The sequence below is a fragment of the Curtobacterium sp. MCBD17_034 genome, assembly GCF_003234515.1.
Taxonomy (GTDB): Bacteria; Actinomycetota; Actinomycetes; order Actinomycetales; family Microbacteriaceae; genus Curtobacterium.
Genome location: NZ_QKTN01000002.1, coordinates 177,972 through 193,475, shown reverse-complemented (window position 1 = coordinate 193,475; position 15,504 = coordinate 177,972). Strand labels below are relative to the sequence as shown.

General features: G+C 71.8%; 14 protein-coding genes. 5 read left to right on the top strand and 9 right to left on the bottom strand.

Annotated elements, in window-relative coordinates; all coding sequences use genetic code 11:
* Window positions 1-12 precede the first annotated feature (12 nt).
* From DEI92_RS04660 to DEI92_RS04645, 4 genes are all read right to left on the bottom strand, one after another.
* A complete protein-coding gene (locus DEI92_RS04660; RefSeq protein WP_111008736.1) occupies window positions 13-930 on the bottom strand; it encodes a carbohydrate ABC transporter permease in 918 nt (305 codons plus the stop codon).
* Window positions 923-1,909: a carbohydrate ABC transporter permease gene (locus tag DEI92_RS04655; RefSeq protein ID WP_111008737.1), complete on the bottom strand. Its 987-nt coding sequence runs from the start codon at window positions 1,907-1,909 to the stop codon at window positions 923-925. Before DEI92_RS04655 ends, DEI92_RS04660 begins: the two co-directional genes overlap by 8 nt.
* A complete protein-coding gene (locus DEI92_RS04650; RefSeq protein ID WP_111012545.1) occupies window positions 1,909-3,162 on the bottom strand; it encodes a sugar ABC transporter substrate-binding protein in 1,254 nt (417 codons plus the stop codon). Before DEI92_RS04650 ends, DEI92_RS04655 begins: the two co-directional genes overlap by 1 nt.
* Before the next feature lie 152 nt (window positions 3,163-3,314).
* The gene (locus tag DEI92_RS04645; RefSeq protein WP_258368425.1) at window positions 3,315-4,523 is read right to left on the bottom strand and encodes a Gfo/Idh/MocA family protein; all 1,209 of its coding nucleotides are present in this window, start codon (window positions 4,521-4,523) and stop codon (window positions 3,315-3,317) included.
* 190 nt (window positions 4,524-4,713) lie between these two features.
* Here DEI92_RS04645 and DEI92_RS04640 point away from each other — a divergent pair, with 190 nt between their 5' ends.
* From DEI92_RS04640 to DEI92_RS04620, 5 genes are all read left to right on the top strand, one after another.
* Entirely contained in the window at window positions 4,714-5,724 is a 1,011-nt protein-coding gene (locus DEI92_RS04640) for a LacI family DNA-binding transcriptional regulator (protein WP_111012544.1), read from the top strand.
* Window positions 5,725-5,764: 40 nt separating this feature from the next.
* A complete protein-coding gene (locus DEI92_RS04635; RefSeq protein ID WP_111012543.1) occupies window positions 5,765-6,289 on the top strand; it encodes an AAA family ATPase in 525 nt (174 codons plus the stop codon).
* A gap of 56 nt (window positions 6,290-6,345) precedes the next feature.
* Window positions 6,346-7,656, top strand: a complete 1,311-nt coding sequence (locus DEI92_RS04630) for a cytochrome P450 (RefSeq protein ID WP_111012542.1) — start codon at window positions 6,346-6,348, stop codon at window positions 7,654-7,656.
* A 167-nt stretch (window positions 7,657-7,823) separates the two neighbouring features.
* Window positions 7,824-8,162 carry a hypothetical protein gene (locus tag DEI92_RS04625; protein ID WP_146244841.1) on the top strand — a complete coding sequence of 113 codons (339 nt, stop codon included), beginning with the start codon at window positions 7,824-7,826 and terminating at the stop codon, window positions 8,160-8,162.
* Between the two features lie 59 nt (window positions 8,163-8,221).
* Window positions 8,222-8,929 carry an alpha/beta hydrolase gene (locus DEI92_RS04620; RefSeq protein ID WP_111012540.1) on the top strand — a complete coding sequence of 236 codons (708 nt, stop codon included), beginning with the start codon at window positions 8,222-8,224 and terminating at the stop codon, window positions 8,927-8,929.
* Between the two features lie 47 nt (window positions 8,930-8,976).
* Here the strand turns inward: DEI92_RS04620 and DEI92_RS04615 are convergent, their stop codons facing one another.
* The 5 genes from DEI92_RS04615 to DEI92_RS04595 all read right to left on the bottom strand — a co-directional run bounded on the left by DEI92_RS04615 (window position 8,977) and on the right by DEI92_RS04595 (window position 15,502).
* The gene (locus tag DEI92_RS04615; protein WP_111012539.1) at window positions 8,977-10,182 is read right to left on the bottom strand and encodes an MFS transporter; all 1,206 of its coding nucleotides are present in this window, start codon (window positions 10,180-10,182) and stop codon (window positions 8,977-8,979) included.
* Window positions 10,183-10,291: 109 nt separating this feature from the next.
* Window positions 10,292-11,479, bottom strand: a complete 1,188-nt coding sequence (locus DEI92_RS04610) for a GDSL-type esterase/lipase family protein (protein WP_181434646.1) — start codon at window positions 11,477-11,479, stop codon at window positions 10,292-10,294.
* 128 nt (window positions 11,480-11,607) lie between these two features.
* Window positions 11,608-13,584, bottom strand: a complete 1,977-nt coding sequence (locus DEI92_RS04605; RefSeq protein ID WP_111012537.1) for a beta-galactosidase — start codon at window positions 13,582-13,584, stop codon at window positions 11,608-11,610.
* 2 nt (window positions 13,585-13,586) lie between these two features.
* Window positions 13,587-14,522, bottom strand: a complete 936-nt coding sequence (locus tag DEI92_RS04600; protein ID WP_111008747.1) for a carbohydrate ABC transporter permease — start codon at window positions 14,520-14,522, stop codon at window positions 13,587-13,589.
* The gene (locus DEI92_RS04595; RefSeq protein ID WP_111008748.1) at window positions 14,519-15,502 is read right to left on the bottom strand and encodes a carbohydrate ABC transporter permease; all 984 of its coding nucleotides are present in this window, start codon (window positions 15,500-15,502) and stop codon (window positions 14,519-14,521) included. Before DEI92_RS04595 ends, DEI92_RS04600 begins: the two co-directional genes overlap by 4 nt.
* Between the last annotated feature and the right edge of the window lie 2 nt (window positions 15,503-15,504).

Here is a 15,504-nt window from a genome sequence, read left to right as displayed (position 1 = left end):
GGTGCGTTGCGGTCACTTGACCGCACCGCCGGTGGCGCCCGCCGCGATGAACCGCTGCGCGATGACGAGCAGGATGATCGCGGGCAGGGAGGCCAGGACCGCGGTCGCCATGACCGTGCTCCAGTCGGCGGTGTACGTGCCGATGTACTGGTAGATGCCGAGGGTGATCGGCCGGATCTTCTGGGTGGTCGTCAGCGTCAGGGCGAACAGGAAGTCGCTCCACGTGAACAGGAAGGTGAACAGCGCCGCGGTGACGAGCGCGTTCACGCTGATGGGCAGCACGACCGCGGTGAACGCCCGGACGTTGCCGGCGCCGTCGATCTTCGCCGCCTCGATGATCGACGTCGGGATCCCGGCCATGAACGCGCGCATGACGATGATCGCGAACGGGATCCCCGCGGTCGAGTCCGCGAGCACCAGGCCGAGCACCGAGTTGAGGAGCCCGAGCTGGTTGTAGGCGGTGTAGAGGGCGTTCGCGACGACGATCCCGGGGATCATCTGCGCGATGAGGATCCCGAAGAGGATCGTGTCCGCGCCCCGGATCCGGAGCTGCGCCAGCGCGTACGAGGCCGGCGCCGCGATGAGCAGGCTGAGGACGACGCTCCCCGCCGCGATGAGCAGGCTCGTCACGAGGTTCCCGCCCTGGTCGGCGAGCGCGTGCGCGTACCCGGAGAACTGGGCGTGGAACGGGAACCACGCGGCGTCGATCGCGGGTCCGGCGGGCTGGAGCGAGATGTTGAGCATCCAGTAGACCGGGAACAGCATGACGCACAGGATCAGGATCCCGATGACGGTCAGGATCCACTTCCGGGAGGCCCGGCGCGGCCGCCCAGCGTCGGCGGCGGTCGAGCGGGTGGTCGCCCCTCTGACGGCCCGCGAGCGGGTCGGGGCGGTGAGCACCTGGTCCGGTGCCACGACGTGGTCACTCATCGATCGCCCTCCTCGTGGCGCGCAGGTAGACGACCGCGAACACCGCCGAGATGACGATGAGGATGTCGCTGAGCGCTGCGCCCTTGCCGAAGCTGAACTGCTGGAACGACAGCTGGTACGACTGGGTGGCGATCGTCTGGGTGGAGTTGGCCGGGCCGCCGTTCGTGAGCCCGAGGATGATGTCGAGCACCTTGATCGTGTACACGACGCCGAGCACGAGCACGACGCTGACGACCGGACGGAGCATCGGCCAGGTGATGTGCCGGAACGCCTTCCAGCCCGTGGCACCGTCGAGGGAACCGGCTTCGTACAGCTCCTCGGGGATGTCCTGGAGACCGCTGTACAGGATCGTCGTGTTGAACGGGATCCCGATCCAGATGTTCACGCCGATCACCGTGAGCAGCGCGATGGACGTGCTCGTCAACCAGGGGACGGGCCCCGCGACGACGTGCAGGCCCTGCAACACCTGGTTGAGCACGCCGCTGTCCTGGTCGAGGATCCACTTCCACACCGCGCTCGAGACGATGAGGGGCAGGAGCCACGGCAGGAGCAGGAGCGACCGGAGCAGACCGTTCAGCGGGAACGACCGCTTGAAGAACAGCGCGATGAGGAGCCCGAGCACGAACTGCCCGACGATGGAGATCACCGTGAACAGGGCGGTGTTGAGCAGCGCGGTGCCGAAGTAGTGCGCGCTGATGACGCTGACGTAGTTGCGGAGCCCGATGAACGGGGCGCTCCCGGTGAAGAACGTCGTCGTCGTGTAGTCCTGGAAGCTCATGACGATGTTCTTGACCACGGGGTAGCCGAAGAACAACAGCATGTAGACCACGGCGGGTGCGAGGAACAGCAGCCGGAACACCCGTTCGCGGCGGAGGCTCCCGGCGCCGCGCCGGGGCCCCGGGGCGGGGCGGCGGTCCCGCTCGGAGCCGCCCCCCGTCCCCGTCGCCCGGCTCCGCACGCCGGCGGTGTCGACCGTCATCAGCTGTTCGCCGCGTCCTTGAGCGCGTCCGCGGGCGACGACTGCCCGGTGAGCGCCGACTGGATCGCGGTGTAGATCTTCGTCGCGGCGGCCGGCCACTTGGCGCCGAGCTCACCCGTGCGGGCCCGGGCCGTCGCGACCATGTCGACGAACACCTGCTCCGACGGCACCTGCTGGCCGAACCGCTTCGCCACCGCGGTGCGCGACGGGATCGTGTACCGCTGCTTCGCCATGGACAGCTGGTTCTTCGCGCTGTTGAGGCACTTGACGACCTTCGCCGCGACCTTCTGCTTGGCGCTGTCACCGGTCTGCGGCACGGTCCAGACCTCGCCGCCGAGCGGAGCGACCGAGTCGTCGCCGGCCTTCGGCACCGGGATCTTCGCGATGCCGTAGTCGATGCCGCTCGCCTTGAGCGCCGGGATCTGCCACGGGCCGTTGATCATCATCGCGGTCTTGCCCGCGATGAACTGGTCGTTCACGTCGGCCTGCGTCCAGTTGAGCGCGCCCTTCGACACCGAGCCACTCTTGACCATGTCGGTCCAGAGCTGCAACGCGCCCTGGGTGCCCTTGGTGTCGAGGTGCTTCTCGTCACCGCCGTTCGACCACATGAACGGCAGGAACTGCCACGAGCCCTCGTACGTGGCGTTGGCGTCGAACGCCAGACCATACTGCGACCCCGACGTCAGCTTGGCGGCGGCGGTCTTCAGCTCGGCCCACGTGGTGGGGACCTGGACGCCCGCGTCGCTGAGGTCCTTCTTGTTGTACATGAGCGCGATCGTGTTCACGGTGGGGGCGAGCCCGTAGAGCTTCCCCTTGTACGTGCCGGCCGACACGACGCCCTTGGCGTACCCCTTGGACGAGATCCCGTAGTCCTTGAGCGGGGCGAGGGCACCGCTCGCCGCGATCTGCTGCAGGTCGGGGTTGTCGAGCATGAGCACGTCCGGCAGCGTCCTCGACGACGCCTGCTGCAGGACCTTCTGGACGAGGTTCGCACCCGGAACGACGTTGCGGTTGATCGTGACGCCGATCTGCTTGCCGCACTGCTTGAGCGTCTTGCCGATGACGACCTTGTCGTTGCCCTGGTTGTAGTAGTCGAGCACGCTGATGCTCTTCACACTGCTCGCGGCGGGGCTCGAGCCGGTGGCACAGCCGCCGAGGACGAGCGGGATGGTGGTGGCGATGGCGGCCGCTCCGACGAGGGTGGCTCGTCGTCGCGCCCGGGTGGGGGCGGATGTGCTGCTGCTGCGCTTCATTGCGGTGCTCGCTTCCTGGATGGGACCTCGCGGCTGCGCGAGGGTCGTGCTGCGCCCGGTCGCGGGTGCGCGGGCGTGGTCGAGCGCCCGGCCCGGCGCTCGTCGCCGGGCGGGTCGTGCTGTGTCGGTCTGGGCCGGTCGGGAGGGACGGGTCAGGTGAGGACGTCGGCCGCGGAGTCCGCGGGGACGTCGGCCCAGCTGCCGTCGGCGTCGGCACTGCGTGCGACGGCGTCGAGGACGCGCTGGACGTGGAGGCCGTCCGCGAAGGACGGCTCGGGACGGGTGCCGTCAGCGATGGCGGTGACGAGGTCGACGACCTGATGGGTGAACGCGTGCTCCCACCCGAGGACGTGCCCCGCTGGCCACCACATGTCGACCCAGGGGTGGCCGGGGTCGGTGACGAGGACCTGACGGAAGCCCTGTTCGGTCTCCGGCAGGGTGGCGTCGTGGAAGGCGAGCTCGTTGAGCCGCTCGAGGTCGAACGCCACCGCACCGGTCGTGCCGCTGATCTCGATGCGGAGCGCGTTCTTCCGACCACTCGCGACGCGCGAGGCGCCGAACTGGCCGATCGAGCCGTCGGACAGCCGCGCCGTGATGAGGGCGAGGTCGTCCACGGTCACCGGGCGCCGCGGGGCGTCGGCGGCGGAGCGGCCCCCGAGACCGACGGCCTCCGTCATCACCGGTCGTTCGGTCGTGAAGGTGTGCAGGAGACCGGACACCCGCTCCACCGCCGCTCCGGTCACGTACTCGACGGCGTCGATCGCGTGGGCTCCGATGTCGCCGAGGGCGCCGCTGCCGGCCTGCTCCTGGTCGAGGCGCCAGGTCATCGGTCCGTCGGGGTCGGCGAGCCAGTCCTGGTCGTAGGTGGCGCGCACCTGGCGGACGTCCCCGATCCTCCCGGCCCGGACGAGGTCGTGCGCCAACCGGAGCGCGGGGACGCGACGGTAGCTGAAGCCGACCATCGCGACGACCCCGTGGTCCGCGGCCGTGGCGGCGGCCGCGGCCATGCGCTCCGCCTCCGCGACGCTGTTGGCCAGGGGCTTCTCGCACAGCACGTGCTTGCCCGCCTCGAGCGCGGCGACCGCGATCTCGGCGTGGGAGGACCCCGGCGTGCAGATGTCGACGAGGTCGATGTCGTCGCGGGCGATGACGTCGCGCCAGTCGGTGGCGCTCGACTCCCACCCGAGGCGGTCCGCGGCGGCCGCGGCACGGGCGGCGTCGCGGCCGACGACGACGGATCGACGCACCGAACGCGGCAGGTCCGCGACCACCGGCGCCGTGCGCCATGCCTGGGAATGGGCGGCGCCCATGAACCCGTGTCCGATCATCGCGACCCGGATCGTGCCGTCGACACTGCTCATCTCGTAACTCCTTCGTCACTCAACGGCGGTCACGCTATTGCACGTCCGGAGCGAGCACAAGAGAATCGTCGAAACAATTCGACGATGACACGCGCGCGTTCCAGGGCATCGCGTGGGGCTCGTCCGCGCTATCGTCGAATGGGTTCGACCGCGTCGCGGTCCGGGTCCGGGCGGAGAGAGAGGGCCCACCGTGCCAGTGCAGCGCATCGCCGACGTCGCCCGGCACGCGGGCGTGTCGACGAGCACCGTGTCGTACGTGCTCAGCGGGAACCGACCGATCTCCGCGGAGACCCGGCGGCGGGTCGAGGCGAGCATCGACGCGCTCGGGTTCATCCCACACGCCGGCGCGCGGTCGATCCGACGGCGGCGCACCAACGTGGTCGCGCTCGCGCTCCCGCTCCGCCCGGAGTCGCAGGTGCGTGTGCAGATGGAGTTCGTCCTGAGCATCCTCAGCGCCGCCCGGCAGGAGGGCAAGCACGTGCTGCTCCTCAGCACCGAGGACGGGGTCCAGGCGATCCGCGAGGTGACCGCGGGCTCGCTCGTCGACGGCGTGATCCTCATGGAGGTCGAGACGGAGGACGCCCGCGTGGCCCTGCTCGAGCAGCTCGGGTTCCCGACCGTCGTGCTCGGCACCCCGGGGCCGCCGGTCACCCTGCCGTCGATCGACTTCGACTTCGCCGCTGCCGGGGCGCTCGAGGCGACGAACCTCATGGACCAGGGCCACCGCCACATCGGCTACGTCGGACACGCCGTCGAGACCTTCGACCGCGGCCTCGGGTTCGCGGTCACCGCGCGGGACGCCGTGCTGCGGACGGTGCGCGACGCGGGCGGCACCGCCACGTGGGTGTCGACCGGGGGCTCCCGGGCGGACGTCGCGGAGTCGCTCGAACGGCTCTTCGCGCTCGACCCGGACATCACCGGGCTCGTCGTCCACAACGAGACGGCGCTCCCGACCGTGCTCGACCGGCTCCGCGAGCTCGGGCGCCACGTGCCGCGGGACGTCTCCGTGACCGCTCTCGCGCCCGACGCCGATGCCGAGCACTGCGTGCCGCCCGTGTCGAACGTGGACCTGCCGTCGGGCGAGATGGCCCGGACGTCCTTCGCGATGTTGCTCGAGATCCTCGACGGGGGGACACCGGAGGCGTCGCGCATCCCGCCGACCCTGCAGCACCGGGGATCGGTGACGACGGCCCGTCGGTAGTGCTCGGCCGCAGCGTGTCGGAACGCCGTAGCGTGGGAGCATGCCGGACCTCCTGGTCGTCACCGGTCCACTCGCGGTCGGGAAGGACACGACCGCCGACGCCCTCGCTCGCCTGCTCCGCGCCCGGGGGCGGACCGTCGTGGTCGTCGACGTCGACGACGTGGCCGCGATGGTCGCCGGGGGAGCCGCCGACTCCGGACTCTGGGCCGCGGCGCACGAGGCCCACGGTGCCCTCGTCGCCTCCTGGATGCGCTCGGTGGTCGACGTCGTGATCGCCGTCGGCCCCGTGTTCTCGGCCGAGGAACGGGAGGCCCTCACCCGACCGTTGCCACCAGGGGTCACGCCGACCTGGGTGGTCCTCGACGCGCCGGTGGAGGTCACGCTCGGTCGTGCCGCCGCCGATGCCACCCGAGGACGGTCCCGCGTGGCCGCGTTCCACCACGAGGCCCACCGGCGCTTCCGGGGACTCCTGCCGTCGATCCCCGCGAACGTGCTGATCGACACCTCCGTGCGGCGACCAGACGACATCGCGGTCACGGTCCTCGCGCTGCTCGATCGACGCTGAACAGCTCCGGCGTCGCCCCTGGGAGCCGAGCAGACCCGGCCCGGCACGATGGACCGATGGCATCCACCACGGCGTCGCGCAACGTCCTCCGTGACGACACGATCGGCCTCCTGACCCGCGGCTACGGCTTCGGCGCGCACATCTGGCGGCGCGCGGACGCCGGGGCACGATCCGTCCCCATGCGCCTGCTCGGGAACCGGGCGCTGCTCGTCCGCGGGGCGGAGGGCGTCGCCGCGTTCTACGACGAACGCCTGGTCCGTCGCCACGGAGCGATGCCCGCCGTCGTCCGGCTGACCCTGTTCGGCCCGGGATCCGTGCACGGTCTCGACGGCGACGACCACCGGCACCGCAAGGCGACCTTCGTCGACGTCGCGTACGAGGACGCCCAGGTCGAGCGGCTCTCGCCCCTGTTCGAGCGGGAGTGGCGGGCGGAACTCGCGGCGTGGATCGCCGGTGGTGAGCGGTCGGCGTACCGGGCCGCGGTCGGCGCGTACGGACGGGCGAGCATGCGGTGGGCGGGCCTCCCGGGCACGGACGAGGCGAGGACCCGGTGGGCCGCACGGCTCGCGCAGATCGTCGACGGCTTCGGCGTGCCGTACTCGCCCGAGTACCTGCTCGCGGTCCGGAACCGGCTGTGGTCGGACCGACACGCGCGGCGCCTCGTCGAGGCCGCCCGGAGCGGCCGACTCGACCCGGCTGCCGGCACGGCCTTGTACGAGTGGGCGTGGCACCGCGACCGCCAGGGCGCGCTGCTCCCGTCGCGCACCGCCGGCGTGGAGCTGCAGAACAGCTTCCGTCCGATGATCGCGGTCGCGCGGTTCGCCGCGTTCGCCGCGGCGGCGCTGCACGACCGCCCGGACTGGCGGACGCGGATCGCCGACGAGACCGCGGCGCGCGGCTCGCTGGTCGGGGGTCCGCTCGCGACCGCGTTCGCGCAGGAGATCCGTCGGACGGCGCCGTTCGTGCCGATGCTCCCGGCGCGCGCCGTGCAGGACGTCGAGATCGACGGCGCGCGGGTGCCGGCGGGCGGTCGACTGGTGCTCGACATCCTCGGCACGGACACAGACGACCGCTCGTGGGAGCGGCCCGACGTGTTCGACCCGGAGCGGTTCGTCGGCGTCGACGACTACGAAGCGCTCCCCGCGTTCGTCCCGCACGGTGGCGCATCGGTGACCGGTGGCCATCGCTGCCCCGGGGAGAAGCTCGCCATCGCCGGGCTCGCGGCGGCCGTCGCGGCGCTGAGCGATCCCCGCGTGACGGTCCTCGCCACCGGACTCGACGTCGACCGCCGTCGCATGCCGACGAAGCCCCGGTCGGGCGTCCGGGTGCGGCCGAGCGGGACCGGTGCGCGCTGTCCCTTCCACTGATCCGGGCGGTGACCGTCCCGCGCACCGTTCCCAGTCGGTTCCCCGTATCCTGACGGTGGAAGCAATGGCGATTCCGGTAGAAGAGCCTGGTCGCCGTGGCGCGTCCCCGCGGTCAGGCGTGGCATCGAACCCCTGAGCGCATCGTGACCCACCATCGCATCGAATTCGTGACCCGTGACCGCACGGGCATCACCGCCGTCGTGACGTCGACCGGCGTCGTGGACGCCGACGCGGTCATCCGCAACATCCAGGCGGGACACTCCGGCTACTACGTCGAAGCGACCGATTGGCGGCGCGCACCGGTCCGGACCCTCTCGGTCCTCGGTGGGGCGTACCTGTTCGCGAACTGGGACGGCAGCAAGCGCAACAACCTCCACGACATCGCGGCGCGTGCACCCGTACGCGCCGTGGAGCCGGCGAAGCCCACGGAGTCGCGGTTCATGGTCGCGCTCGGCGCCGCTGTGTCGGTGCTCCTCGGACGACGCCGGACGGCGTACCGCCGCTGACGCCGCATCCGCCGTACGGTCGACGTGCGCAGGTCGCGCACGGCAAGGAGGGACCCCCGATGGAACTCGTCTTCGTCCACGGCGCGCTCGTGCGCGACGGCTCGTGGTGGTGGGGCCCCACGGCGGAGCTGCTCCGCGAGCGCACCGGCGTCCGCAGCACGGCGGTCGCCCTGCCCTCGTGCGGTGAGACCGCGACTGACGACGTGGCGGGGGGACTCGACGCCGACGCCGCCGCGCTCCGCGGCGTGCTCGACGGCCTCGACGCGGCGATCGTCGTCGGCCACTCCTACGGTGGGACCGTCATCGCCGAGGCCGGGAGCCACCCCGCCGTCGCCCACCTGGTGCTCGTGTCGTCGTACCTGCCCGACGTCGGCCAGACGCAGGGCGGCGTCATGAGCGGCGAACCGGACCCCGTCACGATCGGCGACGGCGGTGACGGGACCGTCCACCTGTCCGGCTACGACGCGGCGTCGTTCGGCGCCCGGTTCCTCCAGGACGCCGACGAGACGGTGCAACGCCAGGCGTGGGAGCGGCGGACGGCCCAGGCGGCCGCGGCCTTCGTCACACCGACGAGCACCGCGGGGTGGCAGGGCGTCGACTCGACGTACCTCGTCTGCCAGGAGGACCGGAGCACGACCGTCGCGTTGCAGCGGTCCCACGCCGCTCGCGCCACCCGCGCCGTGGATCTCCCGACCGGTCACCACCCGTTCCTGACCCGGCCCGACCTCGTCGTCGAGCAGCTCGAGGCCGTGCTGCACCGCGGCTGATCCGCGTCCGGTGGCGCGCAGGGAGGACCTGCGGCCATGGCGAGCACCTACCCCGGCTGACGCCGTGGCGGCAGCACGGTGGCGACGGCGATGACCACCAACACGGCCGGCGCCGAGATCGCGACGACGCGGAATCCGTCCCCGCCGGCCTGACCGACGACGCCGCCCACGAACGACCCCAGCGCCATCGCGCCGGCGACGCACGCGCTCACCCAGGCCACCGCCTCGGTGAACACCGCGCCGTGGACCTCCTGGTGGAGCACCCGGTTGGTGGAGATCGTGAACGGTGTGATCGTCGCGCCCGCGAACAGTCCGAGGGGGAACAGCCAGCCGAGCCCGGGGGACAGCGCGAGCGCGCTCCAGAACACCGCGACGGCCGCGGAAGCCGCGAGCAGCAGGCGGAAGGGCGGGACCCGCGACGGCACGGCGCTCATGAGGACACCACCGGTCACGCTGCCGATCGAGTACGCGGTGAGCACGAGACCGGCGATCTGCGGGAGGCCCGCTTCCGTCGCCCACGCGACGACCGTGACGTCGTTGACCCCGAAGGTCAGACCCAGTGCCACGCTCGAGACCAACAACGCCATCACGCGTCGGGAGCGCCACGGGACGAACGCGCGCCGTGTCACGCTGACGCCCCCGGTCGGTCCGCGCCCGACGCCGCGCCGGAGCCACAGGCACCCCGCGGCGCCGAACACGCCCGACGCCACCAGCCCTGCAGCCGGGTCCACCGCCGCCGAGACGAGGGCCGCGAGGGCCGGCCCGAAGACCCAGACGAGCTCGTCCGCGATCGCCTCGAGCGAGAACGCCAGGTGGATCCCGCTGCCGGCACCGACCATCGCCGTCCATCGCGCGCGGGTGAACGCCCCGGCCGGCACGATCGTCGCGCCGAGGAGGAGCACCGCCACGGTGAGGACCACCAGGGACTGGCGCGTGGTGCCGGCGGCGACGAGGAGCACGACCGCGACCGGGTGCCCCACGGCGGCGACCAGGAGTGCTCCGCGCTGCCCACGACGGTCGGCGACGCGGCCGAACACCGGCCCGGTGAGTGCGCTGGCGGCGATCGCCACCCCCGAGGCGAACCCGGCGTCGGCGAACGACCCGGTCACCGAGCGGACGAAGAACAGGACGCTGAAGCCGACGACGGCGAGCGGGATCCGCGCGACGAGTCCGGCGGCCGCGAGGTGCCGGCGATCCGTCGGCGCGAGGAGCGCGGACCAGCCCCGCAGCCCGGTCGTCGTCGACGCGTTCACGGTTCCCCTCGCTGTGCTCGGCACGCACGGCGTCGTGCGGACGCTCCTGAGCGTAGGGCACGCCGACGACCCGCCGCTCAGGCTCCGGCGTCGGCGAGCACGGCAACCGTCACTGTGCTCCGTCACGGAGCGCGCGGAGCACGGCACGGCTGATCGTCCGCTGACCACGGTCGTCCGGGTGCAGGTCGTCGGTCGGCGAGATGCCGGGGCGCGACGCGAGGTCGCCGGGGAACGCGTCCGCGATGCTGACGTACGCCGAGCCGGTCGCCGCCGCGACCCGCTTCGCGACGTCCCGGTAGGCGGACCACGGCTCCCGCAGCTGCGCCTGCATGGAGGGACCGGGCGCGAACTCGCCGATCACCAGGACGGACGGCTTGGACGGCAACCGCCGCAGCGCCCGAACGAAGCGTTCGTAGTCCGGCAGCAACTGGTCCGCGGTCAGGCTCTTGGCGTCGTTGCCGCCCAGGGTGATCGTGACGAGGTCGGGAGCAGCACGCCGCATCGCCCCGAGGAACCCGGCCTCGTCCTTCGTGAACAGGCCGACGGTCGCGCCGGAGTGCGTCGCGTCGAGCAGGGTGACGCCCCGGTCGCGATCGCCGTCGTAGACGGTGAAGCCCTCGAGGTCGACCGTCCCGAGCGCCGAGACGGTCACGGTGTGCTTCCCGGCGGTCAGCCCGTCCACCTTCGTCATCGTGCCGGTGCTCGCGGCACCGTCGGTGTCGACCTGCACGGGGGACGAGGAGTCCACCCGGTAGGTGAAGGACCCGGATCCGGGGTAGCGGGTCCACCAGATGTCGACGCCGGTCCCGGTGAACGTGTACGTGCGCGACGATCCGGGGAGCATCCGCACCGCGCGGTACCCGAGGTCGGGAACGCTGTCGTCGAAGCTGGTCGACCCCGTGGTGGCGCTGGCCCAGTCGCCCCACGTCGAGTCCGGGCCGTACACGGCGAACTCGGCGGGTAGGTATCCCGCTCCTCCGGCGGCGCCCTCTGTCGGGTGCGCCTCGCGCAGGGCGGCGAGGGTCAGGTCGAGCCACCGGTCGGAGCGGGTGGAGGCGCCCTGCCCCTCGCTCAGGGAGTCCCCGACCGCCACCCACCGGGCTGGCGCGTGCGCCCGGTCCTCGACGGCGGCGTTCCACGTCGCCAACGGGTCGCGCGCGACGGCGGACGGAGTCGTGGGCTCGCCTCCGGATGCCCGGGTGCTCGCGGCGGTGCATCCCGTGAGCGTCAGCAGGATCGCGAGCACCAGGGCGGCGACGGGCGCGCCGGGCCGTCGCTCGAGCACAGGACCGGTCATGGGGTCATTGAATGCGGACCCGGGGTGATCGGTCAAGGAGCGTCTCGCGGGACCGGCAGGCGGTGAGCGGTCGTCCAACGGGCGGAGGTGGTGGCGCCGACCGGACGGCCGGCACCACCACGCGCGCATCAGGCCGAGGCGGAGGCGACCCGCTCCGGTCGGCCGGGCACCGCCTCCCGGCCGACCACCGCGGCACCGTGCGGCTCGAGGTGCGTGCCGTGGACGTCGACCGCCCGGTCGCCGTGGTTGAGCAGGAACAGGTGGGCGCCCCGCGCGACGGCCTCGACGCCCGCTGGCAGGTCGGCCACGACCGGCGCGACGCCCGTGTCCGCGAGCACCGCGTCGAGCACGGCCCGCAGGTCGTCCGGAGCGGTCGCGACGTACCAGGCCATGCCGTCGCCGTGCGCGTTCCGCGTGATCGCCGGGAGGCCGTCGAGCGCCCCGCCGACGAACGTCGCCTCGATGTCAGCACCCGTCGGCCGGACGACCTCACCCCACTCGCGGGCGGTGCCCGCCCCGAGACCGGCGATCTGGAGGGCCGGCACCGGGCCGCCGGTCGCCCACGGCTCGGCGGGTGGCACGAACTCCTCGATCCACAGGCCGAGGACGTCGCGGAGCGCACCGAGGTACCCGCCGAGGTGGACGTGGAGGTCCTGGTCGAGGATGCCGGACTGGTAGCCGACGACGAGCGTCCCACCGCCCTCGACGAACGCCGACAGGGTCCGCTGCGCCGCGTCGGGCAGCACGTGCAGCGCCGGGGCGATGACGACCCGGTAGGCGTCGAGGTCGCCGTCGGGTCGCACGAAGTCGACGAGCACGCCGCGATCCCAGAGCGAGCGGTACCACCGCGCGATGATCGGCAGGTACCGGAGCGACGCCGGCGTGGCCTCCTGCTCGAGCGCCCACCAGCTGTCCCAGTCGAGCACGATCGCGACGTCGGCGTCGAGGCGCGTGCCGACCACGTCGGCCAGGTCGGCGAGGTCGGCTCCGAGTTCGACGGTCTCGCGGAACACCCGCGTGTCCTCGCCGCCGTGGGGGACCATCGCCGAATGGAACTTCTCGGCGCCCGCGCGCGACTGCCGCCACTGGAACTGCATGACGCCGTCCGCGCCACGGGCGACGGCCTGGAGCGACAGGGTGCGGTGCCAGCCGGGCGGGATCGCCGCGTTGCGCGTCCGCCAGTTCACCGCGCTCGTCGCCTGTTCCATGAGGATCCACGGGGCGCCGCCGCCGAGCGAGCGCATGAGGTCCCGGGTCATCGCCGCGGTCGCGGGCGCGGCGGGGTCCGCGGGGTCGACGTAGTGGTCGTCCGAGACGAAGTCGACCTCGCGAGCCCAGGCCCAGTAGTCCGAGGGCTTGTAGAACCCCATGAAGTTCGTCGTGATCGGGACGCCGGGCGTGACCTCGCGGAGGATCGCCGCCTCGGCCCGGTACACGCCGAGCCAGGCGTCGGACGAGAACCGGTCCCAGTCGAGCAGCTGCGTGGGATTGCGGAAGGTCGGAGCCGCGCGCGGCGGCATCACCTCGTCCCACGCGCCGTAGGCCTGCGACCAGAACGCGGTGCCCCACGCCTCGTTGAGCGCCGGGACGGAGCCGTAGCGTGCCGTCAACCAGGTGCGGAAGGCGGCAGCCGACGCGTCCGAGTAGTCGGCCGGCACGTGGCAGGCGAGCTCGTTGTTGACGTGCCACGCCTCGAGTGCCGGGTGGTCCCGGTACCGCTCGGCCAGCGCGCGCACGAGCCGGTCGGCGTACCGGCGGTAGACGGCGGAGCTGGGGGAGTACTGCTGGCGGCTCCCCACCGACAGTCGGACACCGTCCTCGGTGACCGGTAGGACCTCGGGGTACGCCAGCGTCAGCCACGGGGGCGGGGAGGCCGTCGCGGTGGCCAGGTCGACGCGGATGCCCCCGGCGTGCAGTCGGTCGAGCACGTCGTCGAGCCAGTCGAACGTGAACCGCCCGTCGGACGGTTCGAGCTTCGCCCACGAGAACACGCCGACGGTCGCGACGGTGACGCCCGCACGCTGCATGAGCCGCACGTCGTCGTCCCAGACCTCGCTCGGCCACTGTTCCGGGTTGTAGTCCCCGCCGTACCAGACCCTGTCCATCGTCATCCCTTCACACCGCCGGTCGAGAGGCCGGACTGCCAGTACCGCTGCAGGAACAGGAACGCGATCACGAGCGGGATGATCGAGACGAACGCCCCGGTGATCACCGTCGAGAACAGCACCTGCGCGCCGCCACCGCCGGAGGCGGTCGCCTGCCACTGCGCGAGACCCACCGTCACCGGGAACAGCTTCGGCGTGCTGAGCATGATGAGCGGCAGGAAGTAGTTGTTCCACGTCGCGACGAGCTGGAACAGCAGCACCGTCACGATGCCCGGGCCCATGAGCCGGGTCGCGATCGTGAACAGGATCCGGAACTCGCCAGCGCCGTCGATCCGCGCGGCCTCGAGCAGGCTCTCGTCGACCGCGTCCGCGGCGTACACCCGCATCAGGTAGACGCCGAACGGGCTGACGAGCGAGGGCAGGATGACCGCCCACGGGGTGTCGGTGAGGTTCGCGGCGGCGAAGAGCAGGTAGGTCGGGATCGCCAGGGCGGTGAGCGGGACCATGATCGAGCCGAGGATGATCGAGAACACCGCCGTCGAGCCGCGGAACCGGTACTTCGCCAGGGCGTAGCCGGCCATCGTGGCCAGGGCGGCGGCACCGACCGAGCTGACCACCGCGTAGACGACCGTGTTGATCAGCCACCGCGTGAAGACGCCGTCCTGGAACTGGAACAGCTGCACGATGTTGTGGAAGAACTGGAACGAGTGCCCGAGTCCCAGCCCGAAGGTGGTGAACAGGTCGCTGTTGTCCTTGGTGGTCGACACCAGGAGCCACAGCAGCGGCACGAGGAAGTAGACGAGCGTGATCCACACGATCACGGTCAGGACGGTGCTCCGACGCTTGTCGCGCTCGACGGCCCGTCGGCCGGCGGACCGCCGCACGCGTGTGCCGTCCGAGACCACCTGGGCCTCGGTGGCGAGTGGGGTGGCGGTCATCCGAGCCGCTCCTTCCGGTTGATGCTCGTCTGCACGACGAACGAGACGATCATGATGATGATCCCGAGCAGGAACGCGATCGCCGCCGCGTAGTTGATCTCCTGGTTGCGGAACGCGATGTTGTAGGCGTACAGGTTCGGCGTGAAGTCCGTGCCGATCGCGTTCGGGGCGATGTTGAACAGCAGGTTCGGTTCGTTGAACAGCTGGAACGAGCCGATGATCGAGAAGATCACGGTGAGCAGCAGGGCCTGCCGGATGGCGGGCAGCTTGATGCTCCACGCCACCCGCCACTGGCCGGCGCCGTCGATCTCGGCCGCCTCGTAGATCTCGTTCGGCACGGAGCGCAGGGCCGCGTACAGGACGATCATGTTGTAGCCGATGAACTCCCAGCACACGATGTTCATCGTCGAGCCGAGCACGTTGTGCGCGCTGAGCAGGCTCGGTGCGGTGAGGTGCAGGGCGTGGAACAACTGCGTGATGAGCCCGAAGTCGTTGCCGTACAGGTAGCCCCACATCAGGGTCGCGACGACGCTCGGCACGGCGTACGGCACGAAGATGAGCAGGCGGACGATCTTGCCGCCGCGGATCCGGCCGCTGTCGAGTGCGAGCGCGAAGAAGATCGAGGCCGCGAGCATGATCGGGACCTGCACGAACAGGAACAGGGCCACGCGGCCGAGGCCGCCCCAGAAGCTCGGGTCCTGCAGGGCGCGGACGTAGTTCGCCAGCCCGCTGAAGACCTCGCCGCCGACCAGCTGCGACGTGAACAGGCTGAGGTACGCCGAGTACACGAGCGGGACGATGAAGAACGCCGCGAACACGACGAGGAACGGGATCACGAGGATCCAGGCCGCGCGGGTCTGCGCGGAACGGATGTTGGTGGGGCCGCGGCGGGGAGCCGCGGTGCGCGCTCCCGTCCGGACCCGGGCCGGACGGGCGGCGCCGGTGGTCGCCGCGTCGCTGCGGCTGGGGATGGCGGTCATGT